This window comes from Euzebyella marina (assembly GCF_014855515.1).
Lineage (GTDB): Bacteria > Bacteroidota > Bacteroidia > Flavobacteriales > Flavobacteriaceae > Euzebyella > Euzebyella marina.
This window is the reverse complement of record NZ_JACYFK010000001.1, coordinates 239,795-264,400: the sequence shown is the minus strand read 5'-3', so window position 1 is coordinate 264,400 and position 24,606 is coordinate 239,795. Positions and strand designations below refer to the sequence as shown.

Annotated in this window: 27 protein-coding genes; 21 read left to right on the top strand and 6 right to left on the bottom strand. The window is 40.1% G+C overall.

All coding sequences use genetic code 11. The annotated features are described in order from the left end of the window. Window positions 1-97 precede the first annotated feature (97 nt). The 20 genes from gcvH (at window position 98) to tsaB (ending at window position 17,461) form a co-directional block, all read left to right on the top strand. Window positions 98-478 (top strand): glycine cleavage system protein GcvH, encoded by a 381-nt coding sequence (gene gcvH, locus IL356_RS01025; RefSeq protein WP_121847640.1) that lies wholly within the window; start codon window positions 98-100, stop codon window positions 476-478. Beyond that, window positions 471-872, top strand: coding sequence for a VanZ family protein (locus IL356_RS01020; RefSeq protein ID WP_162987796.1), 402 nt, complete (start codon window positions 471-473; stop codon window positions 870-872). The genes gcvH and IL356_RS01020 overlap by 8 nt, the downstream gene beginning before the upstream one ends. Before the next feature lie 53 nt (window positions 873-925). Next, a complete protein-coding gene (locus tag IL356_RS01015) occupies window positions 926-1,630 on the top strand; it encodes an energy transducer TonB (protein WP_121847642.1) in 705 nt (234 codons plus the stop codon). A gap of 170 nt (window positions 1,631-1,800) precedes the next feature. Then, entirely contained in the window at window positions 1,801-2,700 is a 900-nt protein-coding gene (gene cyoE, locus IL356_RS01010) for a heme o synthase (protein WP_121847643.1), read from the top strand. A gap of 4 nt (window positions 2,701-2,704) precedes the next feature. Continuing rightward, complete coding sequence (locus tag IL356_RS01005) at window positions 2,705-3,286, top strand: cytochrome c oxidase subunit 3 (RefSeq protein ID WP_121847644.1); 582 nt, start codon at window positions 2,705-2,707, stop codon at window positions 3,284-3,286. A gap of 96 nt (window positions 3,287-3,382) precedes the next feature. Then, window positions 3,383-4,372, top strand: coding sequence for a cytochrome c oxidase subunit 3 (locus IL356_RS01000; RefSeq protein WP_121847645.1), 990 nt, complete (start codon window positions 3,383-3,385; stop codon window positions 4,370-4,372). A 35-nt stretch (window positions 4,373-4,407) separates the two neighbouring features. Continuing rightward, window positions 4,408-4,791, top strand: a complete 384-nt coding sequence (locus IL356_RS00995; RefSeq protein ID WP_121847646.1) for a cytochrome C oxidase subunit IV family protein — start codon at window positions 4,408-4,410, stop codon at window positions 4,789-4,791. 100 nt (window positions 4,792-4,891) lie between these two features. Beyond that, on the top strand, window positions 4,892-5,518 hold the full coding sequence (locus IL356_RS00990; protein ID WP_121850585.1) for a hypothetical protein: 627 nt from the start codon (window positions 4,892-4,894) through the stop codon (window positions 5,516-5,518). Between the two features lie 8 nt (window positions 5,519-5,526). Further along, entirely contained in the window at window positions 5,527-6,261 is a 735-nt protein-coding gene (locus IL356_RS00985) for an SCO family protein (protein ID WP_121847647.1), read from the top strand. Continuing rightward, window positions 6,258-6,791, top strand: a complete 534-nt coding sequence (locus IL356_RS00980; RefSeq protein ID WP_121847648.1) for a DUF420 domain-containing protein — start codon at window positions 6,258-6,260, stop codon at window positions 6,789-6,791. The genes IL356_RS00985 and IL356_RS00980 overlap by 4 nt, the downstream gene beginning before the upstream one ends. Before the next feature lie 18 nt (window positions 6,792-6,809). After that, window positions 6,810-7,037, top strand: coding sequence for a hypothetical protein (locus tag IL356_RS00975; RefSeq protein WP_121847649.1), 228 nt, complete (start codon window positions 6,810-6,812; stop codon window positions 7,035-7,037). A 102-nt stretch (window positions 7,038-7,139) separates the two neighbouring features. After that, window positions 7,140-8,384: an ABC transporter permease gene (locus IL356_RS00970; protein ID WP_121847650.1), complete on the top strand. Its 1,245-nt coding sequence runs from the start codon at window positions 7,140-7,142 to the stop codon at window positions 8,382-8,384. 26 nt (window positions 8,385-8,410) lie between these two features. After that, on the top strand, window positions 8,411-9,670 hold the full coding sequence (locus IL356_RS00965) for an ABC transporter permease (protein WP_121847651.1): 1,260 nt from the start codon (window positions 8,411-8,413) through the stop codon (window positions 9,668-9,670). Window positions 9,671-9,715: 45 nt separating this feature from the next. Further along, window positions 9,716-10,825 carry an efflux RND transporter periplasmic adaptor subunit gene (locus tag IL356_RS00960; protein ID WP_121847652.1) on the top strand — a complete coding sequence of 370 codons (1,110 nt, stop codon included), beginning with the start codon at window positions 9,716-9,718 and terminating at the stop codon, window positions 10,823-10,825. A gap of 107 nt (window positions 10,826-10,932) precedes the next feature. Further along, complete coding sequence (locus IL356_RS00955; RefSeq protein ID WP_121847653.1) at window positions 10,933-11,634, top strand: ABC transporter ATP-binding protein; 702 nt, start codon at window positions 10,933-10,935, stop codon at window positions 11,632-11,634. Continuing rightward, on the top strand, window positions 11,627-12,856 hold the full coding sequence (locus IL356_RS00950) for an ABC transporter permease (RefSeq protein ID WP_121847654.1): 1,230 nt from the start codon (window positions 11,627-11,629) through the stop codon (window positions 12,854-12,856). Before IL356_RS00955 ends, IL356_RS00950 begins: the two co-directional genes overlap by 8 nt. Window position 12,857: 1 nt before the next feature. Continuing rightward, window positions 12,858-14,120: an ABC transporter permease gene (locus tag IL356_RS00945; RefSeq protein ID WP_121847655.1), complete on the top strand. Its 1,263-nt coding sequence runs from the start codon at window positions 12,858-12,860 to the stop codon at window positions 14,118-14,120. Window positions 14,121-14,181: 61 nt separating this feature from the next. Continuing rightward, on the top strand, window positions 14,182-15,318 hold the full coding sequence (locus IL356_RS00940) for an efflux RND transporter periplasmic adaptor subunit (protein WP_121847656.1): 1,137 nt from the start codon (window positions 14,182-14,184) through the stop codon (window positions 15,316-15,318). Between the two features lie 31 nt (window positions 15,319-15,349). Then, window positions 15,350-16,702 carry a TolC family protein gene (locus tag IL356_RS00935; protein ID WP_121847657.1) on the top strand — a complete coding sequence of 451 codons (1,353 nt, stop codon included), beginning with the start codon at window positions 15,350-15,352 and terminating at the stop codon, window positions 16,700-16,702. 84 nt (window positions 16,703-16,786) lie between these two features. Beyond that, a complete protein-coding gene (tsaB, locus tag IL356_RS00930; protein WP_121847658.1) occupies window positions 16,787-17,461 on the top strand; it encodes a tRNA (adenosine(37)-N6)-threonylcarbamoyltransferase complex dimerization subunit type 1 TsaB in 675 nt (224 codons plus the stop codon). A gap of 38 nt (window positions 17,462-17,499) precedes the next feature. Here the strand turns inward: tsaB and IL356_RS00925 are convergent, their stop codons facing one another. The 6 genes from IL356_RS00925 to IL356_RS00900 all read right to left on the bottom strand — a co-directional run bounded on the left by IL356_RS00925 (window position 17,500) and on the right by IL356_RS00900 (window position 23,368). Next, window positions 17,500-18,231, bottom strand: coding sequence for a hypothetical protein (locus tag IL356_RS00925; protein ID WP_121847659.1), 732 nt, complete (start codon window positions 18,229-18,231; stop codon window positions 17,500-17,502). Window positions 18,232-18,321: 90 nt separating this feature from the next. Next, the gene (locus IL356_RS00920) at window positions 18,322-19,032 is read right to left on the bottom strand and encodes a hypothetical protein (protein WP_121847660.1); all 711 of its coding nucleotides are present in this window, start codon (window positions 19,030-19,032) and stop codon (window positions 18,322-18,324) included. A 111-nt stretch (window positions 19,033-19,143) separates the two neighbouring features. Continuing rightward, window positions 19,144-19,995: a mechanosensitive ion channel family protein gene (locus IL356_RS00915; RefSeq protein WP_121847661.1), complete on the bottom strand. Its 852-nt coding sequence runs from the start codon at window positions 19,993-19,995 to the stop codon at window positions 19,144-19,146. Between the two features lie 76 nt (window positions 19,996-20,071). Next, a complete protein-coding gene (locus IL356_RS00910) occupies window positions 20,072-22,120 on the bottom strand; it encodes a thioredoxin domain-containing protein (protein ID WP_121847662.1) in 2,049 nt (682 codons plus the stop codon). 62 nt (window positions 22,121-22,182) lie between these two features. Beyond that, window positions 22,183-22,383 carry a dodecin family protein gene (locus IL356_RS00905; RefSeq protein ID WP_121847663.1) on the bottom strand — a complete coding sequence of 67 codons (201 nt, stop codon included), beginning with the start codon at window positions 22,381-22,383 and terminating at the stop codon, window positions 22,183-22,185. Window positions 22,384-22,462: 79 nt separating this feature from the next. Further along, window positions 22,463-23,368, bottom strand: a complete 906-nt coding sequence (locus IL356_RS00900) for a NifU family protein (protein WP_121850586.1) — start codon at window positions 23,366-23,368, stop codon at window positions 22,463-22,465. Window positions 23,369-23,586: 218 nt separating this feature from the next. Between IL356_RS00900 and IL356_RS00895 the strand changes: the two genes are divergently transcribed. Further along, window positions 23,587-24,600: a PorP/SprF family type IX secretion system membrane protein gene (locus tag IL356_RS00895; protein WP_121847664.1), complete on the top strand. Its 1,014-nt coding sequence runs from the start codon at window positions 23,587-23,589 to the stop codon at window positions 24,598-24,600. The last annotated feature ends 6 nt before the right edge of the window (window positions 24,601-24,606 follow it).

The window sequence follows — 24,606 nt, the reverse complement described above, 5'->3', positions numbered from 1 at the left end:
AGATTAACTAAATATTTGATGGGTTGATAGGGTGTTCGGCTTATTTTTTTGAAAACCTTTAGGGAATATTTTACATTTGCGACAAACAAAAAGGCATATGAATATTCCAGCTGAACTAAAATATACCAAAGACCACGAGTGGGTAAAGATCGAAGGCGATACAGCTACGGTAGGTATAACCGATTTCGCTCAGGGCGAATTAGGTGACATCGTTTACGTTGAAGTTGAGACTTTAGATGAGACATTGGATAAAGAAGAGGTTTTCGGAACTGTTGAAGCGGTCAAGACCGTCTCTGATTTATTCCTACCGTTGAGTGGTGAAATAATTGAATTTAATGAAGCCTTGGAAGACGCTCCTGAAAGCGTAAACTCAGATCCTTATGGCGAAGGTTGGATGATTAAAATAAAAATGAGCGATGCCTCTGAGGTAAACGGCTTGATGTCTGCTGAAGATTATAAAGCGCTTATTGGTGCTTAAGAATTATAGGTACACTTTGGTCTTCCTTGCTTGGATGACATTTGTTACTTATGCTAGCTTATCTTCTTTTGATCAAGATAATGCGCCCACTTTTAACTTGCCCCATTTAGATAAGGCCGTTCATTTTACATTTTACTTTGTAGCTGCGTTTTTGGCTGCTTTTTTACTTAGAGAGCGAACTTTAGGCAAAGTTGGGTTGAGAAAGGCGCTGCTTTTTTCAGTAGTGTTTGCGGTTGGGTTTGGTATAATTATTGAGGTATTACAATATACCTTAACAGTTGATAGACAAGGTGATGTGTTAGATGCAATGGCCAATACGATTGGGGCCTTGCTCGGAGCGTTTGCGATTAAACTCCTGTTTTCAGGCCGAACACGGTTAAAATGGGAAATTTAGTTGCTATTTAACAGAATATTTAATTAAATTAGCGAACATTAAAATCGAGAATTATGGAACCGAAAAAGAATCCGAAAGCAGATATTGGTCGTAACATCGGCTTGTATTTTGTTATAGGACTGGCCCTTACCATGGCATTGGTATATGGTGCATTAGAATGGAAAACGTATGATGAGGTAAATGATTACGATATTTCCATGAATGTTGATGACGACTTGGACGAGGAAGTTCCGATGACTGAGCAAATAAAGACTCCACCGCCTCCACCGCCTCCAGCTGCTCCTGAAATCATCGAAGTTGTTGAAGATGAAGAGGAAGTTGAAGAAACCGTAATCGAGTCTACCGAAACCAGCCAAGAAGAAGAAATTATCGAGGTAGAAGATGTTGAGGTTGAAGAAGAGGTAGAAGATGTTGACGTTCCTTTCGCGGTTATTGAAGATGTACCTGTATTCCCAGGTTGTGAGAACGAATCGAACAAAAGGGCTTGTTTTCAGCAAATGATGCAGAAGCATATTAGCAAAAACTTCCGTTACCCAGAAATTGCCCAAGAAATGGGTATTCAAGGTAGGGTAAGTGTAATGTTCACCATTCAAAAAGATGGTTCCATTGGTAATGTTAGAATGCGTGGTCCAGACAAAAACTTAGAAAAAGAAGCTGCTCGTATTATCGGTAAGCTTCCTAAAATGACACCAGGTAAGCAAAGGGGTAGACCGGTAAGGGTTCCATTTAGTATTCCAATTACCTTTAAGTTACAGTAATTAGCAACCATATCGCTATTCTGTGATTGGTTTCAAGATACAATCCCATTCCTAATTGGAATGGGATTTTTTTGTTCGGTAGTCCAGGTATTTGCATGAAATATTAAAGATCTTCAATTCGTTGCAAGAAACGGACTATCGAATTATCTTTGCAGTTCGAAAAAAGAGGAATGAAAACTGCTGTAAATACGGCCATTAACCGCTCAATGACATTGTCTGTTGCCGATTTTAAGGAGATTACCAAGGCTAGGCTGGCAATAAGTGTGGTATTTTCATCATTGGCGGGTTACCTTCTTGGTGCGCACCAAATAAATGTTATTTCTCTTTTGCTCCTTGCCTTTGGCGGGTATTGCATGGTCGGAGCTTCAAATGCATATAATCAGATCATCGAGAAAGACTTGGATGCTTTAATGAAGCGTACTAAAAATAGACCGATTCCTTCAGGTCGAATGACGGTACGCCACGCTTTGATTATTGCTGTTATATTGACGGTTCTAGGTGTTGCTTCATTGTATGTGTTGAATCCTAAGACGGCCATGTTCGGCGCAATTTCCATTTTTCTTTATACCAGTGTTTATACGCCGCTAAAGACGATAACACCTTTGGCAGTTTTTGTAGGTGCTTTTCCTGGTGCTATTCCCTTTATGCTAGGTTGGGTTGCCGCTACCAACGAATTCGGCATAGAGCCGGGTACGTTGTTTATGATTCAGTTTTTTTGGCAATTTCCTCATTTTTGGGCATTAGGGTGGATGTTGGATGATGACTACAAACAAGGTGGTTTTAAAATGTTGCCTACTGGAAAAAAAGATAAGGGCACGGCCCTTCAGATCATCATGTATACGATTTGGATGTTGGTTATTTCGATAGTGCCTGTTTTTGGTATTACGGGTAGGTTGATATTATCGATACCCGCGGCCATTGTAATTTTTATGATGGGAATGGTCATGTTGGTCTTTGCTTTCAAATTATATGAAAAACGCGATAATGTAACGGCACGTAAACTAATGCTTGCAAGTGTCAGTTACATTACACTAATGCAAATCGTTTACGTAGTAGATAAGTTTATTTAAGTTGATGGATTTAACTCAAGGAACAAGTAAAGAAAAGAATGACCGAGCCAAGAAAATGATGCTTTGGTTCGGTATCGTAAGCCTGATTATGGGCTTTGCCGGATGGACGAGTGCTTACATAGTTAGTAGCTCAAGGGAAGACTGGGTGACCGAGCTGAACCTTCCAAGTTCTTTTTTCATCAGTACGGCCATAATTATAGTTAGTAGCCTCACCTATATTCTGGCAAAAAAATCGGTTCAAGAAGGTAATGGAAAAATGGCCACAAAATGGTTGTGGGCCACCTTGGGCTTGGGCTTTGTGTTTATCATAATGCAGTTCAATGGCTTTTCGCAAATGGTGGCCGAGGGTTATTATTTTACCGGGCCGACCAGTAATATAAAAATGTCTTATATTTTTCTGATTGCGGCGGTTCATATTGCGCATGTGGTGGCGGGTATCATATCTCTGTTGGTGGTTTTGTTTAACCAAACAAAGGGTAAGTACTCTCCATCGGAGTATTTAGGTATTTCCCTTGGGGCCACTTTTTGGCATTTTTTAGACCTCTTATGGGTTTATTTGATGGGCTTTATGTATTTCGTTGGATAATAAAATAAAATATTGTTGGTTTTCCTTAACGTTCGGCTTTCGTTTCAGGTAAGAAAACTATAAATTTGTGCAAATTTTAACCATACTTTGAATTAAATGGAATCTACGGTAACAACTGGTACTGCTACGGAAAACGTCTGGGGAGGCGGAAATAAGCCCCTTGGTGCGAGTTATGGCAAGATGATGATGTGGTTTTTCATCGTTTCCGATGCATTGACCTTTTCTGGTTTTTTGGCCGCTTACGGCTTTTCTAGGTTTAAATTTATTGAGACTTGGCCGATAGCCGATGAGGTATTTACCCACGTACCGTTTTTTCATGGTAATTACCCTATGATTTACGTGGCGTTCATGACCTTTATTCTGATCATGTCGTCAGTAACCATGGTGCTTGCAGTAGATGCGGGGCACAAAATGAAACAGAATGCCGTTATCTGGTATATGTTTTTGACCATTATTGGGGGTGCCATCTTCGTTGGTTCACAAGCTTGGGAATGGGCAACCTTTATCAAAGGTGATTTTGGCGCGGTCGAAACCAAAGGGGGGCGAATTCTACAGTTTATAGATGCTGAGACCGGCGAGCGTGCTGCTCTTAGTGATTTTGCCAAGATTATTCCTAGTGAGCGAGCAAATCACGAGAGAAAGAATGGTGTTTGGTTTTATGATGAAGGCTACAGACCGACTTTTTCGATGAATGAGGTAACGGAAGGCTTTTTGGCCAACCCAAATATTCTAATCCGTACCGAGGCCATTCATCAAGAAGGAGAGAAGGAAGGCGAGAAAACACTCCTTACTAGAGAAGAGTCTTTAGAGAAAATTAAAGACGGAAAATTAGTGGTTGAAGGAGCTAACTTGGTTCGCAATGAATACGGTAGCCGTTTGTTTGCTGACTTCTTTTTCTTTATCACCGGTTTTCACGGTTTCCATGTATTCTCCGGTGTTGTAATCAATATCATCATATTCTTCAATGTAATTTTAGGTACTTACGAAAGAAGAGGACATTATGAGATGGTCGAGAAAGTAGGTCTTTACTGGCACTTTGTTGACTTGGTATGGGTATTCGTCTTTACATTCTTCTACTTAGTATAATTTGGCCTTTTAGTCATAAGAAATAGCATAATAAAATGGCACACGCACACAAACTTGAAATTTTTAGAGGTCTTTTAAAATTTAAGAACAACACCCAAAAAATTTGGGGAGTTTTGATTTTCTTATCCATAGTAACTGCCGTTGAGGTTTTGCTAGGTATTTACAAGCCACGTGTTTTGACCCATTCATATTTTCTGGGTATGAAGTTGTTGAACTGGATTTTCATAGTTCTAACATTGGTAAAGGCTTATTACATTGCTTGGGACTTTATGCACTTAAGAGATGAAAAGACGGCTTTGAGAAGGGCTATAGTTTGGACACCGATTTTTCTTGTGTCTTACTTGGTTTTCATTTTGTTGTTCGAGGCAGATTATGTTTACAATGTTTATAAGGAAGGTTTCATTAAATGGAACTTTTAATCCTTATATTATCATAAATTAACAGCATACTAAGACGGTTTAACGACCGTCTTTTTTAATTTTGTATCCGTTTGTAATTACCGGTGCATCCCGTAAAATCATGAAAAAAACGGCCGTTCTTATCACTCTGTTCATACTGCCTATCGTGGCGTATCTTTTTTTTGCGTCTGGGGTAAACAATTTCGGCAGATTACCAGTATTGACCGATACGATTGATGTGAAGTCGCTCAGTGCAAATGATATCGCCTTAGAGAACAAGATCACCATTTTGGGGTTTTTAGGTTCCGATATCGCTTCACGAAGGGGGAATATGTTCAACTTAAACCAAAAAATTTATAAGCGATTTCATGAGTTTCAAGATTTTCAGTTTGTCATGGTCGTTTCTGAAGGCTTGCAAGACCAAGTAGATGACCTAAAGAAGGAGATTGGGCATTTAGGTGGTACCGAGAAATGGAATTTCGCCTTCATGACAGAGAATATGATAACTGAATTGTTCAATTCGTTGAAAACTGATATTACTTTAAACGAAAACCAATCAACCCCATTTGTTTTTATTGTTGATAAGGAAGCAAAACTGAGAGGGAGAAATAAAGACGAAGAGGATGGTGTTGTTTTCGGTTTTGATACTTCTTCTGTAGCTGAGCTGAACAATAAAATGGTGGATGATGTAAAGATTATTCTAGCAGAGTATCGGTTGGCGCTCAAGAAAAACAATGCAGATAGATAGGATGTTTTATGGCGGCTAAAAAGAATAAATACACATACGTTTGGGTTTCATTGATTGTTTTGGTCTTTGGTATCATCTTTATTCCAAAAATCGTCAACCGCCTCAAATCTGGAACAGTCGTAGAGGCCGACCGAATGAATGTGAAAGATAATTCTGGAGAGTTGGCGTATGTATTGGCGAATGGTAAAAAGAGAAGGGTGCCTTCTTTTGAGTTTATCAATCAAGATAGTTTGGTTGTCAGTGATAATGACTATAGGGGCAAAGTATTCGTTGTTGATTTTTTCTTCACGAGTTGCCCATCGATTTGCCCGATTATGACCAAGAATTTGGTAAGCTTACAAAATGAATACGAGGGCCGGGCAGATTTTGGTATAGCTTCATTTTCAATAACGCCTGAACATGACACCCCAACTGTATTAAAAACGTATGCCGAGAAATACGGTATTACCGATTTAGACTGGCACCTTATGACAGGCGATCAAAAGAAAATTTATAAGTTGGCCAACGAGGGTTTTAACATATTTGCGGCAGAAATGCCAGATGCACCAGGAGGTTTTGAGCATTCAGGGTTGTTTGCATTGGTCGATAAAAACGGGTTTTTACGTTCTAGGGTAGATGAGTTTGGTAACCCCATAGTCTACTATCGTGGTACTATCACCGAAGGGCAAGGCGCGAACGATCATGGCGAGCAAGAGCAAATCTCTATTCTTAGAGAGGATATAAAAAAATTACTGGAAGAATGAGCGACGTAGTTGTTAGGGAAAAGCGTTTCAATAAATTGATAACCATAGTTTCAATTGTAGTACCCGTTGTTGTGGCATTGCTTTTTGGTGTGAAACTGCCCAATGTAGAACGTCTAGGCTTTTTGCCTCCTATTTATGCGACTATTAACGGGGTTACGGCCTTATTGCTATGTGCAGCAGTGATGGCTATTATGAGGGGTAATAGAAGAATTCACCAAACGCTGATCAATATTTGTATTGCGCTGTCCCTTCTATTTTTAGTCATGTATATCGGGTACCATATGACTTCTGATTCTACGACTTACGGAGGCAAAGGAGTTATGAGGTACGTTTACTATTTTATCTTGATATCGCATATTATATTATCCATTGCTATAATCCCCCTCGTTCTTAAAACCTATTCTTTTGCTTATCTCAATAAGTTTGATAAACATAGAAAATGGGCTTCTTTTACATTTCCACTTTGGCTATATGTTGCGGTCACAGGGGTTATTGTGTATTTGATGATATCACCATATTACCCCATTTAATTATTCAATTAATCTGATATGAAGTTTAAAGCTGCCATCATTTTTATTGCTCTAGCTCTCTGTCTTCCTTCTCAAATGGAAGCTCAATGTGCCATGTGCCGTGCAGTTTTGGAAAGTAATGGAAATACCGATGTGGCAGAAGGGGTCAACAACGGTATTGTGTATCTAATGGCCATACCTTATGTATTGGTAGCAGTGCTCTTCTATTTCGTTTATAAAAAGATGAAATCGAGCCCTGTAAGTTAATTTAACATTTCTTTTGGCGATTTGATGTAACAATGAGACTTTCAGGTAGTCTTATAAGTGCATGCTTTTTAAAGTGTGTTCATCAATCAATACATCAATCACATGTTAGATATCGAAAGGTGGCAAGAAATCTTTGATACCATACGTAAAAATAAGCTACGCACTTTTCTTACCGGTCTTTCCGTAGCGTCTGGTATATTTATACTTGTCATATTATTGGGTTTTGGCGAAGGTTTCAAAAATGGAATTGAAAATGAATTCGCTCAGGATGCTGCGACCAGTGTTTGGGTATGGCCGGGTACTACCACCAAAGAATTTAAGGGGCTGAACCCCGGTCGAGTAATCGAATTGAGAAATTCTGATTATGAATACTCTTCGCAACTTTTGAACGACCAAATCGAATTAAGCTCCCCTCGTATTTTCGTGAGAAACGTTTCTGTTAATTATGGTAATGAAGCCTTGGTTTACGGGGTGCAGGGCGTTTCATATCAATTTCAGCGCATCGAGAATGCGACAATGTCCGATGGTCGTTTTCTTAACTATCAAGACGAGCAGAATACGGCCAAGGTGGCCGTTATTGGCAATAAAATCGCTAAGGATGTGTTTCACGAAGTTGATACGCCAATTGGTGAGTTTATAGATATTTCGGGCATTCCCTTTAAAATTGTGGGGCTCTTTGGCGAAACCGAGGATCGTGAAGAAGAACGGATATTTATACCTATCACTACCGCACAGCGCGTATTCAATGGTGGCGATAAGGTAAATAATCTAGCGTATACTTTACCCATGGCCAATGATTTTGATGAGGCCGTGGCCAACTCGGTGAAATTTAAAAGTACGCTATTAAGAAACCTTCAACTAGCACATACGATAGCTCCCGATGATACCAACGCCGTTTTTGTATGGAGTGCCCTTGAAGAGGCCAAGAGGTTTTATAGCCTGACCGATAACATTAAATTATTTTTTTGGTTCGTAGGCGTTTGTACCATTATCGCAGGTGTAGTCGGTGTGAGCAATATCATGTTGATTGTAGTGCGCGAGAGAACAAAAGAGATTGGTATTCGAAAAGCTCTGGGCGCCAAGCCTTGGTCGATAGTTGGCATGATACTTCACGAGTCGGTTTTTATCACCGCCATTTCAGGTTTTGCCGGGTTGATTTTAAGCATGGGGCTGTTAGAAATATTAGGTCCGCATATCGAGGTAGATTATGTGTTGAATCCTTCGGTCAATTTTCAAGTGGCCGTTTCAACCGTGTTCGTATTGATTTTTGCGGGGGCCGTTGCCGGTTTTTTTCCAGCGTGGAGGGCCGCTAACATTCACACCATAGATGCGTTGCGAGATGAATAGTTGGGTAAAAGGAAATTTAAGAAGCTATGTTCAATAAAGATCGGTGGAAAGAAATTCTAGAGGTTCTCACCAGTAATTGGTTTAGAACCGTTTTGACGGCTTTCGGGGTCTTTTGGGGTATATTCATACTTATAATTCTGCTTTCGGCCGGCAAAGGCCTTGAAAACGGGATTATGAAAGACTTTGGTGATATAGCTACAAACACAATGTTCATGTGGTCGAGAGCTACTACAAAATCGTACAAAGGGCTTCCCAAGGGAAGAAGTTTTATTTTCAAGACAGATGATGTTTCCTCCATTCGCGAAAACGTTCCAGATTTACGCTTTATATCTCCTCGCAATCAATTGGGCGGTTTTGGTGGAGCCAACAACGTGGTTCGAGGACTTAGAACCGGCGCCTATAATGTGTACGGTGATTATCCGGAGATAATTCGACAAGATCCTATGAGTATTACTGCAGGGCGATTTTTGAACTACAGCGATATTGAAGAGAAAAGAAAGGTGGCCGTAATCGGTGAGGGAGTGGTCGGTGGATTGTATGATAAGGGCGAAGAAGTACTGGGGACCTACATCAAGGTGCAAGGGGTGAATTTCATGGTGGTCGGTACCTATAAAAAGAAAAGCAATGGTGGGGACGGTGAAGAAGGGCAAAAAGAAATTTTTGTTCCTTTTACCTCTTTTTCACAGGCTTTTAATAGAGGTAATGATGTCGGGTGGATGGCCATTACTGCCAATGATGGTACATCGATTACCGAGATAAAGAACAATATTATGGCCGTCGTTAAAGAGAATCATAAAGTACACCCTGATGACCAAAGGGCGGTAGGTCATTTCGACTTGTATGAGCAATTTCAAAGGGTGCAAAGCTTGTTCGGGGCTTTGCGTTTTGTAGCCTATTTCGTGGGGATTTTGGTGCTGCTCTCCGGGGTGATCGGAGTTAGTAATATCATGTTGATCGTAGTGAAAGAGCGTACCAAAGAAATTGGTATTAGAAGGGCTTTGGGTGAAGACCCGTGGTCGATTAAATTGCAAATACTGATGGAGTCTATTTTCTTGACCATTATTTCCGGAATGGCAGGAATTTCCTTTGGAGCACTTTTCATTTATCTGATTAATACCATTCTCGATATGAACGGGCCGGTAGATATGTTCGCCAACCCTAGCGTTAGTTTAGGTGTGGTCATTGGAGCATTGATTATTCTTATCGTTTCTGGTCTTCTTGCGGGGTTTATTCCCGCCCAGAGCGCCATAAAGGTTCGGCCTATAGAAGCATTGCGTACCGAATAAATCAAATAATATAAAATATATAATAGTATCTAACATCAATCAAAAATGAAAAAGACAGTAACCCGAATAATCCTGCTCCTCATTGTGTTAACCTTCGGGGGAGCCATGTACTACTTGTACCAAAAGAATGCCGAGGATCCTGTAACCTACGAAACCGAGCAGGCTTCCAAGAAAACAATCGTTAAAAAAACGGTTGCGACCGGCAGTATTTTACCCCTGGAAGAGGTATTGATCAAACCCAATATTTCAGGGGTTATCGAAGAAATATTTGTAGAAGGTGGCGACTACGTTAAATCGGGTGACCTGATATGTAGAATTAAGGTGGTACCTAATTTGGCAGCCTTGAACGATGCGCGAAATGGTATCGATGAGGCAAAAATTAATCTCGATGACCAACTGCGAAACTTAGATAGGCAAAAGAGCCTGTTTGGCAAGGGAGTTATTTCTCAAGTTGACCTAGAACGTGCACAAGTGGCGTACGATCAGGCAAAACAGACCTACGCAGCCGCTAATAAGAGATTTGAAATTGTTAAGACGGGTACCGCCAAAGGTTTCGGTAATGCCGCTAATACCCAGATTCGAGCTACTGTAAGCGGTATGGTACTAGAAGTGCCTGTAGAAGTGGGTAACCAGGTAATCGAGAGCAATAACTTCAACGAAGGAACAACCATTGCCGCTATCGCCGATGTCGATAAAATGATATTTGAAGGAAAGGTCGATGAAAGCGAGGTAGGAAAAATTAAAGAAAACCTTCCCCTTGAAATCACCGTGGGCGCACTGGAAGGGCGCATTTTTGATGCGGTATTGGATTATATCGCCCCCAAAGGCAATGAGGAGAACGGCGCCGTGCAGTTTGAGATAAAGGGTACCTTAAAGAAGCAAGACTCAGTATTCATTCGGGCGGGCCTAAGTGCTAATGCCTCTGTCATTCTGGCGAAGGCTGATAGTGTGCTGGCCATTAAAGAGGCGCTGGTACAATACGATAATGACTCTAAGAAACCATTTGTTGAAATTGCGAACGGTGAACAAATATTCGAGAGAAAAGATATAGAGCTGGGTGTTAGTGATGGTATATATGTCGAGGTTAAATCAGGAGTTACCGAGCAAGATAAAATCAAGGTTTGGAACGCCATTGTGAAAGAGGAAAACATGTAAGAAAAATATTTAACAGAAAATTTTGACAATATCACGTAACAATTTAACAACTTGAGTGTCATATTGCTGCTGGCCCTCAAAAAGCATAACAACTAACGTAACCACAAATGATAGAAATAAATAATCTGCATAAATCCTATAAGATGGGGGCCAATTCCCTTCACGTTCTAAAAGGATTGAACTTTAGCATTAAAGAAGGAGAGTTGGTAGCAATTATGGGTTCTTCAGGTTCCGGAAAATCGACATTGCTCAATATTTTAGGAATGTTAGATGAGGCAGATTCCGGAGAGTATACCCTAGATGGTGTACCCATTAAAAACTTGAACGAAACAAAGGCTGCCAAATACCGTAACAAATTTCTTGGCTTCATTTTCCAGTCGTTTAATCTCATTAACTATAAAAGCGCAATGGAAAATGTGGCTCTTCCCCTATATTATCAAAAGGTTCCTCGAAAACAAAGAGAAGAGAAAGCTATTAAATACCTTTCTCAGGTAGGTTTAAAAGAATGGGCGCACCATTTACCCAATGAACTTTCCGGTGGACAAAAACAGCGGGTTGCTATTGCAAGGGCAATGGCAGCCGAGCCAAAGGTTCTCTTGGCTGATGAGCCGACCGGGGCATTGGATAGTAAGACTTCTTATGAAGTTATGGACCTTATTCAGAAAATCAACGACGATGGCAATACCATATTGGTGGTAACTCACGAAGAAGATATTGCCCATATGTGCAAGCGCATAGTTCATCTAAAAGATGGTGTTATAGTCGAGGATAAAAAGGTAGATCAAGTTAGGGCATCACAATATGTTTAGTAGGGATATTTGGAAGGAAATTTTCGAGACTATTCAAAAGAATAAGCTGCGTACCTTTCTGTCGGGTTTTACCGTGGCTTTGGGTATTTTGATATTCGTTGTGCTCTTCGGTTTCGGCAATGGCCTTATTAATACTTTCAATGAGTTCTTTTCAAATGATGCGACCAATGTTTTCATGGTATTCAGGGGCAGGACGACAATGCCCTATAAAGGTTATAAAGCTAATAGAACGGTAGAGTTCGACAATAGCGATTTAGAAGATGTTGAAAAGAATTTTCCCTTATTCCTTGAATACTTAAGTCCTAGAATTACCCGACAAGATACTGTAAGCTACAAGAACGAGAGTAATAGCTATTCGAATTGGGGCGTAGGGCCCGCGCATCAGTATGCCGAAATGAACATTATAATGAAAGGTCGTTACATCAATGTGATGGACATTAAGAACAAGACCAAGAACGCCGTCATAGGTAGGTTGGTAGAACAAGACCTTTTCGGATCTAAAAATGCAGTTGGTAAGTATATCGATGTGGGCGGAAGCTCTTTTAAGGTAATCGGCGTATTTCAAGATGATGGGGGTGATAATGAAGAGCGAAATATATTCGTGCCCTATACGACCATGCAGCTCATCGAAAAGAATACCGATAAAATAGACGCTATGGTAATCGGCTTTAAGCCTGAAATTGGCTATGCCGGGGCAATGGCTTTTGAGAAAAGTCTCGACAAATTTATTCGGGAAAAGAAATACATACATCCGCAAGACCGAAACGGAATTTTTATACGCAATGTAGCGGACCAACTTAGGCAAAACCAGCAATTTGCCCGGGTACTGCAGATTATTGTCGGTTTTGTAGCCTTTGGTACCATCATCGCGGGCATCATCGGTATTAGTAACATTATGGTTTTTGTGGTGAAAGAACGCACCAAAGAACTGGGTATTCGAAAGGCGTTAGGTGCTACACCTAAATCGGTAATAGGCACCATTCTTTTAGAGTCGGTTTTCATTACAACGGTCTCTGGTTTTATAGGTATGCTTTTGGGCGTAGGTATCTTGAGTTCGATGGGTGAACGGTTAGAAGATTTCTTCATTACCAACCCTTATATCGATATGCCCATGGCCATTATTGCGACCGTTGTTCTTATCATATTTGGAGGAATAGCAGGTTACGTACCCGCACGTAGGGCGGCGCGTATTAAACCAATTGTAGCATTAAGAGACGAATAGGATGCGATTTATACTAGATAGAAATACGTGGCAAGAAATCTTTGGTTCTATCAGCAAGAACAAGATTAGAACCGTCATTACCGTCATAGGTGTTCTATGGGGCATCTTTATCTATATAGCCCTTTCTGGAGCTGCAAAAGGTATGGACAATGGTTTTGAAAGTATGTTCGAGATCATAGCCAAGAACAGTATGTTCGTTTGGGCACAAAACACAAGTATGCCCCACGAAGGATTTAAAACAGGTAGGCAGATGCAGTTGAGGCTCGGAGACGCTACCATGATCGAAAACAGAATACCTGAGGTAGAATTTATTGCCCCAAGAAATGTTCGCGGCTTCTTCGGTTCGACCCCTCCGAGTATCGGCCGGGGCAACAAATCGGGTAGCTATCCCCTTTTTGGCGATTTTCCGGCATTTACAAAAATAGCACCTAAAAAAATTTATGACGGAGGGCGTTTTCTCAACGATGAAGACATTGCCCAAGCTAGAAAGGTGGCGGTAATCGGTGAGCGTGCGCAGCGAGAGCTTTTTGATAAGGGCGAAGAACCTATTGGGGGGTACATTAAAATCGATAACGTTTATTTTCAGGTCGTTGGCGTACACAAATTTGACCAAAGTGGAGGTTTTGGTGGTGATGGTGATATTTTTATTCCATTCTCAACCTTTAGAAAGCTCTATAACACGGGCGATGAGGTAGGTTGGTTTTCAATAGCTGCTTATGATGACGCCGATGTGGTGAAAGTAGAAGAGAACATTATCAATTTGTTGAAAAACATACATCAAGTACATCCCGATGATGATCGTGCTTTTGGCTCTTTCAACTTGGGCGAGCAGTTTAACAAGATTGTCGGCTTTGCCAACGGAATCACTTTTTTATCCTTAATTGTTGGTATCGCGACCATACTGGCAGGGGTTATAGGTATCGGAAATATTCTTTTGATATCAGTGAAGGAAAGAACCAAAGAACTGGGCGTTAGGCGTGCCTTGGGGGCTACACCCGCCGAGGTGCGTAACCAGATTATTCTTGAATCTGTTTTTCTAACGGTTATTGCTGGCATTATGGGCATCATACTGGGTGCGGCGACCCTCGCATTAATCAACAACTTAACTCAGAATATCGATTTCCCTTATACGAATCCAACAGTTCCAATTCCCTATGTAATCGGGGCTCTGGTCATCATGGTGGTATTAGGAACATTAATCGGGTTGATTCCTGCTCAACGAGCGGTAAGTATTAAACCTATCGATGCGCTAAGGGAAGAATAACACGAATACAACGTAACAAAAACGAGAACAACTATACCAATAGACAACAAACACAACTACAATGAACAAGATTTTAAAGTATGTATTAATCGGGGTGTTGGTGCTGGGTGCCCTATGGGCCGCTGCCTTCTTTATTAAATCGAACAGTAAAGAGGCGATTACCTACGAAACTCAGCATCCTTTTATATCGAACATCGAGAAAAAGACGGTCGCTACCGGTACGGTTATACCTGAAGACGAAATCGAAATAAAACCTCAGATTTCTGGAATCATTCAAAAGATATTCTTGGAAGAAGGCCAAAAGGTCAAATCAGGAGATTTGATTGCAACCATTAAGGTAGTACCCAACGAACAGTCTTTGAACCAGGCCAGGGGTAGGGTCAGAAATGCAGAGTTGGCGCTCAATAATACAAAAATCGAATATGACCGTAATAAATCACTCTTTGATAAAGGGGTGATATCAAGTCAAGATTTCAATAACCTTCAACTTCAATACGATCAGGCGGTTCAAGAACTTGAGAACTCCAAAGCAGACTATCAAATTATTAGAGTAGGTTCAGCAGGAGGTTCTACCAGTGCCAATACAAATATCAGGGCAACGGTTGACGGTACCATTCTTGAAATACCGGTAGAGGAAGGGGACCAAGTGATACAGAGTAATAACTTCAACGACGGTACAACGATAGCTACCATTGCCGATCTGGGTAAAATGGTTTTTGAGGGAAAAGTTGATGAGGGCGAGGTAGCGAAGTTAGAAGTCGGTACTCCCCTAAAAATAAGCTTGGGTGCTGTTGAAGGTAAAGAGCTTGATGCCAAGCTTCGATTTATAGCACCTAAAGGTATCGAGGAAACTGGCGCCGTGCAGTTCAAGATTGAGGGTGATGTAGATGTTCAAGATGATATATTCATTCGAGCTGGTTATAGTGCCAATGCATCTTTGGTGCTTGAGAAAAAAGATGATATTCTAGTGATACCGGAAGCATTATTACAGTTCGATAGTAAAACTGACAAGCCCTATGTGGAGGTTTCGACCGGTGAACAACAATTTGAGCGTCGCGATATTGAAATCGGAATTTCAGATGGGGTCAACGTCGAAATAGTTTCTGGCCTTTCAGAATCGGACAATGTCAAAATTTGGAACAAGACCGAACCTATTAAGAGAGGAGAGGAAGAAGGCACTGAGGAAGCAGAAGAGTAACATTCATCAATCATAATCAAAAAATCAAAAAATGAACTTAAAACTAATCGTTTTAGTGTTCTTCATTGCTATTGGCAGTAGTACTGCGCAAAGCAAAAAATGGACATTAGAAGAGTGTGTGGCATACGCAGTAGAACATAACTTAAGTATTGAGCAATTCGAACTGGATTTAGAAAATGCCAAAATCGATAGGTCCGATGCGTTAGGAGCGCTTATGCCCAATGTTAACAGCTCGATATCGACTTCAGGTAATACAGGTCTTTCCTTTGACCCGACAACCAATCAACCGGTAACAACAACTATTCTTACGGCCAATGGTGGGGTGACCTCTTCGTTGACCTTGTTCGATGGGTTGAGAAATTTCAATCGCCTGAACAGGGCAAAAATGAATGCAATCGCCAACCAATATCGTTTAGATGATTTAAAGGATGATATTCGTTTGAACGTCGCCAATGCCTATTTACAAATACTTTCAAATAAAGAGACTTTAAAAGTTTTAAGGGCGCAATACGCAGTTACCGAACAAGACTTAAAGCGTACCAAAGAATTGATACAGGCAGGTGCTTTACCTGAAGGAGATTTGTTAGAGATTGAGGCGACAGCCGCCGGCTTGGAGCAACAAATTGTAAATACCGAAAACTTGGTTTTGATTTCGAGAATCAATTTGGCCCAGTTACTTCAAATTACCGATTATGAAAATTTTGATGTTGTAGATGTTGATTACGAGGTACCTCCTTCTGATATCCTGAACAAAAATCCGAAGGAAATTTTTGCTGAATCGCTTACTTTTAGAAATGATATCAAGTTCTCTGAGTCAAATATTGATTTGGCAAAAGAGGATTTAAAAATTACAAAGGGAGCGTTGTATCCGACACTATCCGCCTTTTTTAACTATAATACAAGATATTCCGATCAAGGTGGCTTCGATAGTAGTACAGGTACTTTTGTGCCCGCTGAAAGTTTCGGAAATCAATTATGGATCAATGATGGTATATCTTATGGCGCTCAATTGAATATACCTGTTTTCAATGGTTTTAGTACCAGAAATAATATTAAGAGGGCAGAAATTACCGTTAAAAAAGCCGAGTTGCAACTAGAGCAAGATAAGCTTGATTTAGAGACCAATATCAACCAAGCTTATGTTGACGTAACCAGTTTTGCCAAAGCATATGAAGCAGCGCAAAAGACATTAGAGGCTCGACAACTGGCATATAATTACTCAAAAGAAAGGTATGATGTAGGACTTATGAATGCCTTCGATTTTAGTCAAGCACAATCAAGGGTCGATAATGCCGCTGCTGAGGTAGTAAGAACCAAGTATGATTATATTTTTAGAATTAAAGTTCTTGAGTTTTACTTCGGATTACCAATCGATTTAGAATAACCCTATTTTGGGGTAGTTAAATGGTCCGCTATTGCTTTAGCTTTAGCGGATTTTTTTATGTATTAAGATTATATTTGCAGCCTTATGGCGTTGATACTTAATTTAGAGACGGCTACCACTAATTGTTCGGTGAGTTTGGCCAGAGATGGGCAGTTAATAGCATTAAAAGAACATAATTCCCCTAATTATTCCCATTCAGAACAGCTACATGTATTTATCGACGAGGTCGTCAAGCAAGCCAGTTTGCGATTGTCCGATCTGGATGCTATCGCTATAAGTAAAGGCCCCGGGTCATACACCGGCTTGCGAATAGGGGTTTCGGCAGCCAAAGGCCTATGTTATGCTTTGGAAATTCCGTTGATATCGATAGCCACACTTGAAAGTATGGCGAGTCAAGCTGACCCACAGGCGGTTGATTTTATAGTTCCCCTTTTAGATGCCCGTAGAATGGAGGTGTATTCTGCAGTTTTTGATAAAGACTTGAAACAGGTTAGGGATACTCGTGCTGAGATTGTCTCTGAATCCTCTTTCGAAGTGTTTTGGCAAAAAGGGAAGGTGCTCTTATTGGGCTCAGGAGCTGAAAAATGTAAGGAAGTATTATGTCACGACCATATCTCTTTTGATGAAGGGGTGGTTCCTTCTTCTAGCCAAATGGCCCACTTGGCGTACGAAAAATATAAATCTTCTGAGTTCGAAGATGTAGCTTATTTTGAACCTTACTATCTAAAGGACTTTATACTTCAGCAAAAGAAAAAATAGCCTTTGTCAATTTTTTGGAAAATGAGAGGCTTTTAGTTTTAACCTTTGCCCTGTTTCGCAACCGGTTTTATCGATTTTAAAGAATCATAATAGCTTAACAAGCGAATAACATCAGCCTCTTTTTTTAAGTTGAGGTTGTTGGTGTTCATAAAGTTTGAAACCTCGATGAATTTGTCGCTTAGTGCCCTTAATATGTTGCTTTTATTTAATTCTATTAGCTGTGCAAGGGCTTTGTCATGCTTAATATAATAGGAAGAATTCTCAATATAATTTGCGATTGCTACTTTTGTAGAACTTCCGTATGCGGTATGGCTCGAAGGAGCACTAATGGTCTGATATTTTCCAGGTTTGAGTAAAAAAGAAATATGGTTTCCTATGAATAGAGGGTTGAAATACCCTAATTGGGTTTGGTTATTGGGTAATTCAAATTCGAAAATTTTATAGGTTTTACCATTAAAGGTGGCACTAAACTCAGGTCTTCTAAGAACTTCTCGAACGGTGCTATTTTCATCCTTGAACTCTATAACTTGTTTTATAGAATTAAACCTCATTGGTGCAACTAGAATTTCTTTACCGTTAAAGTTTAGATTTCCATTATTAAATTCTTCCGATTCATAGGGAGAGCCTTCATTCACGTAGGTTATTTCTTTTGTTTCGTTCATAAAGAAAGGATAATTAAATCCTGACTTTTGCATAGAAGATGACATTAGGGAGCCACTTTGGGAGAATCCCACAAAAGGAAGAATCAAAAGCAACAAAGCATTTTTCATAAAAGTAAATTTTAAGTTTGTATTATGTTGCGGGGGATTCTGAAAATAATGACCAAAAATCATTCCATAATAAGAATTTTACTACATTTTTTATCCTACAGCAGTAGAATTAAAATCAATCAATCTTTCTGTAGTCTTATTAATTGAATTATAGTATTGAATTAGCCTGATGGCATGGGTTTCTTTTTTGAGGTCTAGCGAATGTTTTTTGATAAACTTTTTAAGTAAGGCCTCTTGGTCATTGAGAGCCTTCAACAGGCCTTTCTTATTTAGTTTGATCATTGTTGCAGATTGATCCCCTTTCCTTATAAAATAAGCCGAGATATCTTTGTAGACGGGAGGGTCGTAATCGTCATAACCATTTTCAGGCTTTTCGGCCTGAACAAATTTTTTCTTAGGCTTGAATAAGAGCTGGGTGTGGCCTTGGTTCAACGAATTGAAATAACCCATTTTAACCTGCTTGCCCTCTTTATATTCGAGTACCTCGTATGTTTTTCCATCAAAAACAGCTTTAATACTAGGACGTCGTAGCAACTTTCGTGCTTTACGGTTTTCATCAAGAATTTCCACTGCATCGTGGTAGGCGTCGTATCTCATCAGCGCTGATGTTCTTGACTTACCGTTAATAATTGTTTCCCCTTTCTTGTATACCTCATTTAGGTAGGGCGATCCTTGAATATCCACTTCTCGCATAACAATTCCGGCTTGTATATCGGTAGATATTCCATCACCATTGCCGATGGTTTGTGCCCAGGCCGTTCCTATTATATGGAATACTAGCAAGTAAATAAGATTTTTCATAGTCGAAAAAATTAAGATGAGATACTTAATTTAAAAAATAATACTATGAAAAACAAGAGGTTAGCTATCAATTATAGCTAACCTCTAAACAATTTTTATAGGGCTAATGTATTAGCTTGTTGGCTCTTTTTCGGTAGTCTTTTGAGCCAAGCTGTGCACCACTCTTTGTGGGAAAGGTATCTCAATGCCAGATTCATCAAAACGTCTTTTAGTTTCTTCCATTACGTGAAAGTGGGCTTTCCAGAAAACGCCGTTCTCTGCCCAAAAACGTAAACTTAGGTTGACCGAACTATCAGCCAGGGCATCTACATAGACCTCAGGTGCTGGCTCTTTTAAAATGTTCTCGTCTTCGGCACATATTTGAAGCATAATGTCTTTTGCCTGTTTGATATTACTGCCGTAACCAATACCGATTTTGATGTTATCTCTACGGGTGGGCATGGCATTGTAATTAATAACATTGTTATTGGAAAGTTGGCCATTAGGTATTATGGCCACTTGGTTACCAAATGTATTTAGCTTCGTGTAGAAAATAGTAATCTCTTTTACCGAACCATCTACGCCTTGGGCCGATATCCAATCACCTACACGAAAAGGTTTAAAAAGCAAAATCAACACGCCTCCGGCAAAGTTTGACAATGAACCCTGTAAGGCTAGACCAATAGCCAGACCAGCGGCACCGATCATGGCGACGAGAGAAGACGATTGCACGCCCAATTGGGTCACTACCAGAACAAAAAGAATAACTTTGAGGGCTATGCTTATGAAACTCTGCAAAAAGCTTTCTAAAGCCAAATCATATTCCTTGCGTTCAAAAAACTTCTTGACCATTTTGTTCAAGAACCTGATAATGTACAGGCCAACGACCAATATGATAAGTGCCAAAATAATATTGGGCAAAATCTCCCAAGCAAAATCGATGGCTTTTTGTATGTGCTCTTCGATGTTTGTGAATTCTTTCATATATAGATTAGTTTTTTAGGAGCGCCAACCTATAAAAAATAGTGGCCTTTTTCAAACTTATGCCATTAAACTATTGTTAATGCAGGGCGCTTTGGCGCAATTGAGTTAAAACTTCTTTTGAACGGGAACGGGGCAACTGGCACTGGCCTTTTTCACACAAGTAAATTAGGGTGTCGGGGCTTTCAAAACGATGCTTTAAAATTGGGAGATTCGATTTCTTTTCGGCTCCTGAGATAAGGGCGTTTGGTATATAAGATCTTTGTAATTCGTTTAATTTCTCATGAACTTCAGATCCCGTAATGGCAATTTCATAAAAAGGTTGGTTGAAGTATAAGGCAAGCTGCATCCAATTGGCATAGCTTTGCGCATTTCTTCTAATTTCATTCTGAACATTTTTCAACTGTTGATGTGTTATTTTTTCGAAATTTTCTTCATTAAAGAATCGCGAAAGCCTAAAAAGATTCTTTGCCATTATCGAATTTGATGATGGAATCACATTATCATAGGTTTCAACAGTTCTGCGAATGACATAGGTATCTTTTTTTGAGGTGAAATAGAACATACCGTTATCGGCATCGTAAAAATTTGAAATGACATGGTTGGTCAGTTTCATTGCGGTTTCGATCCATGTTTCCTCAAGGGTGACTTCATAGAGCGCCGTAAACGCATCTATTACCGAAGCGTAATCTTCTAGGTAGCCATTAATCGAGCTTTTACCGTCTTTGTGGTTATGATAAAGTCCGCCATCGGTTGTGGTGAGATGTTGAAGAATAAACTGGGCATTCTTAAGGGCTAAACTCAAATACTCCCCTTTACCCAAATATTTATAGGCGTCGATAATACCTTTGAGCATAAGGCCGTTCCACGAAGTCAGAACCTTATCATCTAATCTTGGCGCAGGACGTTTTTGACGAGTTATTTTCAATATCGATAAAGACTCTGTGATGATTTCTTGAAGTTGAGATTCGGAAAGTTCGTGGTCGAGGGCTACCTGCTTAAAGGATCGGTTTCGTATAAGAACATAGTTTTTATCTTCCCAATAACCATACTCGTTGATATTGAAGTATGAGGCAAAAATCTCGAACTTATCTTCTAAAAGTTGTACGAGTTCCTCTTTTTCCCAAACATAAAAAGCTCCTTCTTGCAATTTTCCTGACTTATCAAGGCTATCGGCATCCAACGAAGAATAAAAGCCAAAGTCTTGGTTTGTAAGTTCTTTAGATACAAATTCTATAATTCCCTCGACCACTTCTTTAAAAAGCTCTTTTCCGGTAGCAGCATAAGCTTGGGCGTAAAGACTCGCCAGCTGCCCGTTGTCATAAAGCATTTTTTCAAAGTGCGGAACATGCCATTTTGCATCGACAGAATATCTTGAAAAACCGCCACCGACTTGGTCGTAAACACCGCCCCAAGCCATCTTGGTCAATGAAACATCAACATAATCCAATATGGCTTCGTCATGTTGTAAAGTAGCATAATGCAGCAGAAAATTCAGGTTGACCGGCATCATGAACTTAGGTGCACGATTATAGCCTCCCATTTCGAGGTCAAAATACTTTGACCAGTTTTTAACAGAAGTAGAAAGCTCATCGATATCGATCAGGTCTTTTTGATTATTAAGTTCAACCAAGTTAATGGCCTTGATGCCATCTTCCATGTTTTGAGCGTACTCGACTACCCTTTTCTTATCGCTATTGTACAAGCTTGCCAATTGGGTCAATACCTCCATCCAATCATTTTTCTTGACATAGGTTGCTCCCCAAAAAGGACGGCCATCGGGTAATGCCACTATGTTTAAGGGCCACCCGCCGCTACCCGTCATCATTTGTAGCGCATCCATATAAATATGATCAATATCGGGTCTTTCTTCACGGTCAACCTTAATATTAATAAAATGGGAATTCATGATTTCGGCAACGCTCGGGTCTTCAAAACATTCATGCTCCATAACGTGGCACCAATGACAAGCGGCATATCCTATACTGATCAAAAGGGGCTTGTTCGACTCTCGGGCCAATTTTAAGATGTCTTCGCTCCATCCCACCCAATTTACGGGGTTGTGGGCATGCTGTTGCAGATAGGGGCTGCTTTCATGAACGAGTGCATTGGTGTAGGTGTTGCTCATAACAAGGGTATAATAAGAACGCCCCGAAATAGGGGCGTTTCATTATTTTAAGATTTTTGTGTCTATTTAACCTCAAAGGTAATTTTAGCGTTGACTCTAAAATTATCCATTTTTCCATCTTTCACGGTAGCACTTTGTTCGTTAATGTAAACTGAACGTATGTTTTTAACGGATTTTGAGGCTTCAGAAACCGCATTGTTAGCGGCATCTTCCCAACTCTTGTCTGAGTTTGCCAATATTTCTATCACTTTTAAAACTGCCATAATATTTTGTTTTTAAATTTTCTTTAATATAAGAAATATGGCAGCGAAAATTGATGGAAACCCGTTAAAGATGAATGCATTAGCCATTTAGGGCAACTACCTCATTAACCTTATCGCCCATCATGTTTTTGAGCATGGTCTCAATACCGTTCTTAAGGGTGAAAGTAGATGAAGGACAACCGCTACAGGCCCCCTGTAGAATGACGTTTACAGTCTTACTGTCTTTTTCGTACGATTGAAACAATATGTTACCTCCGTCACTGGCGACGGCCGGTTTGACATACTCCTCAAGAATATCGACAATCTGTTGAGAGGTATCGTCCAGTTCAGGAGAGGCTACGTTAGCCTTACTGCCTGTAGTTTCCGTAGTTTTTGAAACGGCATTTTCAGAAACGACCTCATTTCCGTCAGCTAAATAATCACGAACCAATTCTCGCACGGTCATGGTCACTTCGTCCCACTCGGCAACATCGTATTTGGTGACCGAAACATAGTTGAGATCAAAGAAAACCTCTTTTACAAACGGAAACTGAAATAGCTTTTGGGCCAAACCTGAATCTTTGGCCTCATCAATATTTTTGTATTCAAAAATTCCGGGAACTATTCGCTTATTTGCAACGAATTTCATTACAGAAGGGTTGGGCGTTACTTCGGCATAGACGGTAACCGCAACCTTCTGCTTGGTATGTTCTTCATGAACGATGGGTTCCCCGGCATTCAGGTACTCAACCAATTGTTGTGCAACTTCGTCTTTCACATCATCCCATTCAACAATATCAAACCTTTCAAGCCCAATAAAATTACCTGATATATATACCGTCTTTATAAAAGGAAGGTAAAACAGTTGTTGCGCTAATGGCGATATTTTGGCCTCGTCGATGTTCTTGAACTCGTAATTTTTGCCTTGGGTAAGCAAATGATTCGTTTCAAACTTGAGTATCTTCGGGTTATTGGTTTTTTCAACCGTTATATTGTATTCTTTCATTACAAGATCTTTGCCGCAAAAATACGATATAAATATGAGCTTATAATGACCATAATCTTGGTAAAGATGTACGGGCATTCTTTAAATGGAGTTTTACAATGTAGTTGGAAATAGCGATTTTACCGGAAGCTATCTTCCTGTAGAATAATATTGTAGCATTTCATCCGTTATACCATATATTTAGTCGATTCTCAACGCAGTCCGCTTTAACCATTTAAATGAAACATCGTTTATTTTGGCTTCTGGCCTCCATAATCATAAGCTATCAGAGCTATTCACAAGAAGGAATACCTGTGTACTTCGACTACCTCTCAGACAATTATTATTTAGTCTACCCGTCAATGGCCGGTATAAGTGAAGGCGGTAAGATTAGGGCAACTGCAAGAATGCAATGGTTTAGCGTAGAAGACGCCCCCAACTTACAGACCTTGAATGCCAATTTTAGATTGGGAGAAGGCAACAGCGGAGTGGGAGCCATATTCTTCAATGATGCCAATGGCTATCATGCTCAAACGGGGTTAAAGTTGACCTATGCCCATCATTTGAAATTAGGTGGTGATGCGAGATATCTCAACCAATTGTCATTTGGTTTGAGCCCGACTTATTTACAAAGTAGCCTTGATGAATCGGAGTTTCAGTCGGTATTGCCTGATGACGCCATAACGGGTTCTCGGTTGAGCGAAAGTTATTTTAATGTTGACTTGGGTGTTTCTTATAGTATTATGGAATTTTATGCCCACTTTGCCATTAATAACCTTTTAAGCAGTCAACGTAACCTCTATCGTTATGGTAAAGCGAACGACAATGTTCCTGTTATTGATAATTTAAGGAGATACTTGGTTTCTGCGGGGTATATCTTTGGAAAGCAGGAATGGCAGTTTGAGCCTTCCGTGCTATTTCAAATGACCGATTTTACTGAAGAGAAAACCATAGATTTAAACGCCAAGGTTTACAAAGATGTCGACTTTGGTCGAATTTGGGGCGGACTCTCGTACCGAAGAAGTATGGACGGTACACCCTTTGCCACCAGTGATGGCTTTGGTGAACAAAGACTTCAACTTTTTACACCTATCGTAGGGGCCAACATTAAAAACTTTATGGTCTCTTATAACTATTCATATCAATCAGGCGATATCAGGTTTGATAGCGGAGGTTTTCATCAGATTACCTTAGGCTATGATTTTGGCCAATCTGAAAGAAAGTACGACTGTTACTGCCCTGCCGCACAATAAAAACGT

Coding starts and splice junctions, on each gene's coding strand:
- IL356_RS01000 (WP_121847645.1), top strand. CDS start 3,383: ATGGAATCTACGGTAACAACTGGTACTGCTACGGAAAACGTCTGGGGA.
- IL356_RS00925 (WP_121847659.1), bottom strand. CDS start 18,231: ATGAAAAATGCTTTGTTGCTTTTGATTCTTCCTTTTGTGGGATTCTCC.
- IL356_RS00895 (WP_121847664.1), top strand. CDS start 23,587: ATGAAACATCGTTTATTTTGGCTTCTGGCCTCCATAATCATAAGCTAT.
- IL356_RS00960 (WP_121847652.1), top strand. CDS start 9,716: ATGAAAAAGACAGTAACCCGAATAATCCTGCTCCTCATTGTGTTAACC.
- cyoE (WP_121847643.1), top strand. CDS start 1,801: ATGAAAACTGCTGTAAATACGGCCATTAACCGCTCAATGACATTGTCT.
- IL356_RS00975 (WP_121847649.1), top strand. CDS start 6,810: ATGAAGTTTAAAGCTGCCATCATTTTTATTGCTCTAGCTCTCTGTCTT.
- IL356_RS00950 (WP_121847654.1), top strand. CDS start 11,627: ATGTTTAGTAGGGATATTTGGAAGGAAATTTTCGAGACTATTCAAAAG.
- IL356_RS00920 (WP_121847660.1), bottom strand. CDS start 19,032: ATGAAAAATCTTATTTACTTGCTAGTATTCCATATAATAGGAACGGCC.
- IL356_RS01015 (WP_121847642.1), top strand. CDS start 926: ATGGAACCGAAAAAGAATCCGAAAGCAGATATTGGTCGTAACATCGGC.
- IL356_RS00990 (WP_121850585.1), top strand. CDS start 4,892: ATGAAAAAAACGGCCGTTCTTATCACTCTGTTCATACTGCCTATCGTG.
- gcvH (WP_121847640.1), top strand. CDS start 98: ATGAATATTCCAGCTGAACTAAAATATACCAAAGACCACGAGTGGGTA.
- IL356_RS00935 (WP_121847657.1), top strand. CDS start 15,350: ATGAACTTAAAACTAATCGTTTTAGTGTTCTTCATTGCTATTGGCAGT.
- IL356_RS00995 (WP_121847646.1), top strand. CDS start 4,408: ATGGCACACGCACACAAACTTGAAATTTTTAGAGGTCTTTTAAAATTT.
- IL356_RS00945 (WP_121847655.1), top strand. CDS start 12,858: ATGCGATTTATACTAGATAGAAATACGTGGCAAGAAATCTTTGGTTCT.
- IL356_RS00980 (WP_121847648.1), top strand. CDS start 6,258: ATGAGCGACGTAGTTGTTAGGGAAAAGCGTTTCAATAAATTGATAACC.
- IL356_RS00900 (WP_121850586.1), bottom strand. CDS start 23,368: ATGAAAGAATACAATATAACGGTTGAAAAAACCAATAACCCGAAGATA.
- IL356_RS00910 (WP_121847662.1), bottom strand. CDS start 22,120: ATGAGCAACACCTACACCAATGCACTCGTTCATGAAAGCAGCCCCTAT.
- IL356_RS00915 (WP_121847661.1), bottom strand. CDS start 19,995: ATGAAAGAATTCACAAACATCGAAGAGCACATACAAAAAGCCATCGAT.
- IL356_RS00940 (WP_121847656.1), top strand. CDS start 14,182: ATGAACAAGATTTTAAAGTATGTATTAATCGGGGTGTTGGTGCTGGGT.
- IL356_RS01005 (WP_121847644.1), top strand. CDS start 2,705: ATGGATTTAACTCAAGGAACAAGTAAAGAAAAGAATGACCGAGCCAAG.
- tsaB (WP_121847658.1), top strand. CDS start 16,787: ATGGCGTTGATACTTAATTTAGAGACGGCTACCACTAATTGTTCGGTG.
- IL356_RS00965 (WP_121847651.1), top strand. CDS start 8,411: ATGTTCAATAAAGATCGGTGGAAAGAAATTCTAGAGGTTCTCACCAGT.
- IL356_RS00970 (WP_121847650.1), top strand. CDS start 7,140: ATGTTAGATATCGAAAGGTGGCAAGAAATCTTTGATACCATACGTAAA.
- IL356_RS00985 (WP_121847647.1), top strand. CDS start 5,527: ATGGCGGCTAAAAAGAATAAATACACATACGTTTGGGTTTCATTGATT.
- IL356_RS00955 (WP_121847653.1), top strand. CDS start 10,933: ATGATAGAAATAAATAATCTGCATAAATCCTATAAGATGGGGGCCAAT.
- IL356_RS00905 (WP_121847663.1), bottom strand. CDS start 22,383: ATGGCAGTTTTAAAAGTGATAGAAATATTGGCAAACTCAGACAAGAGT.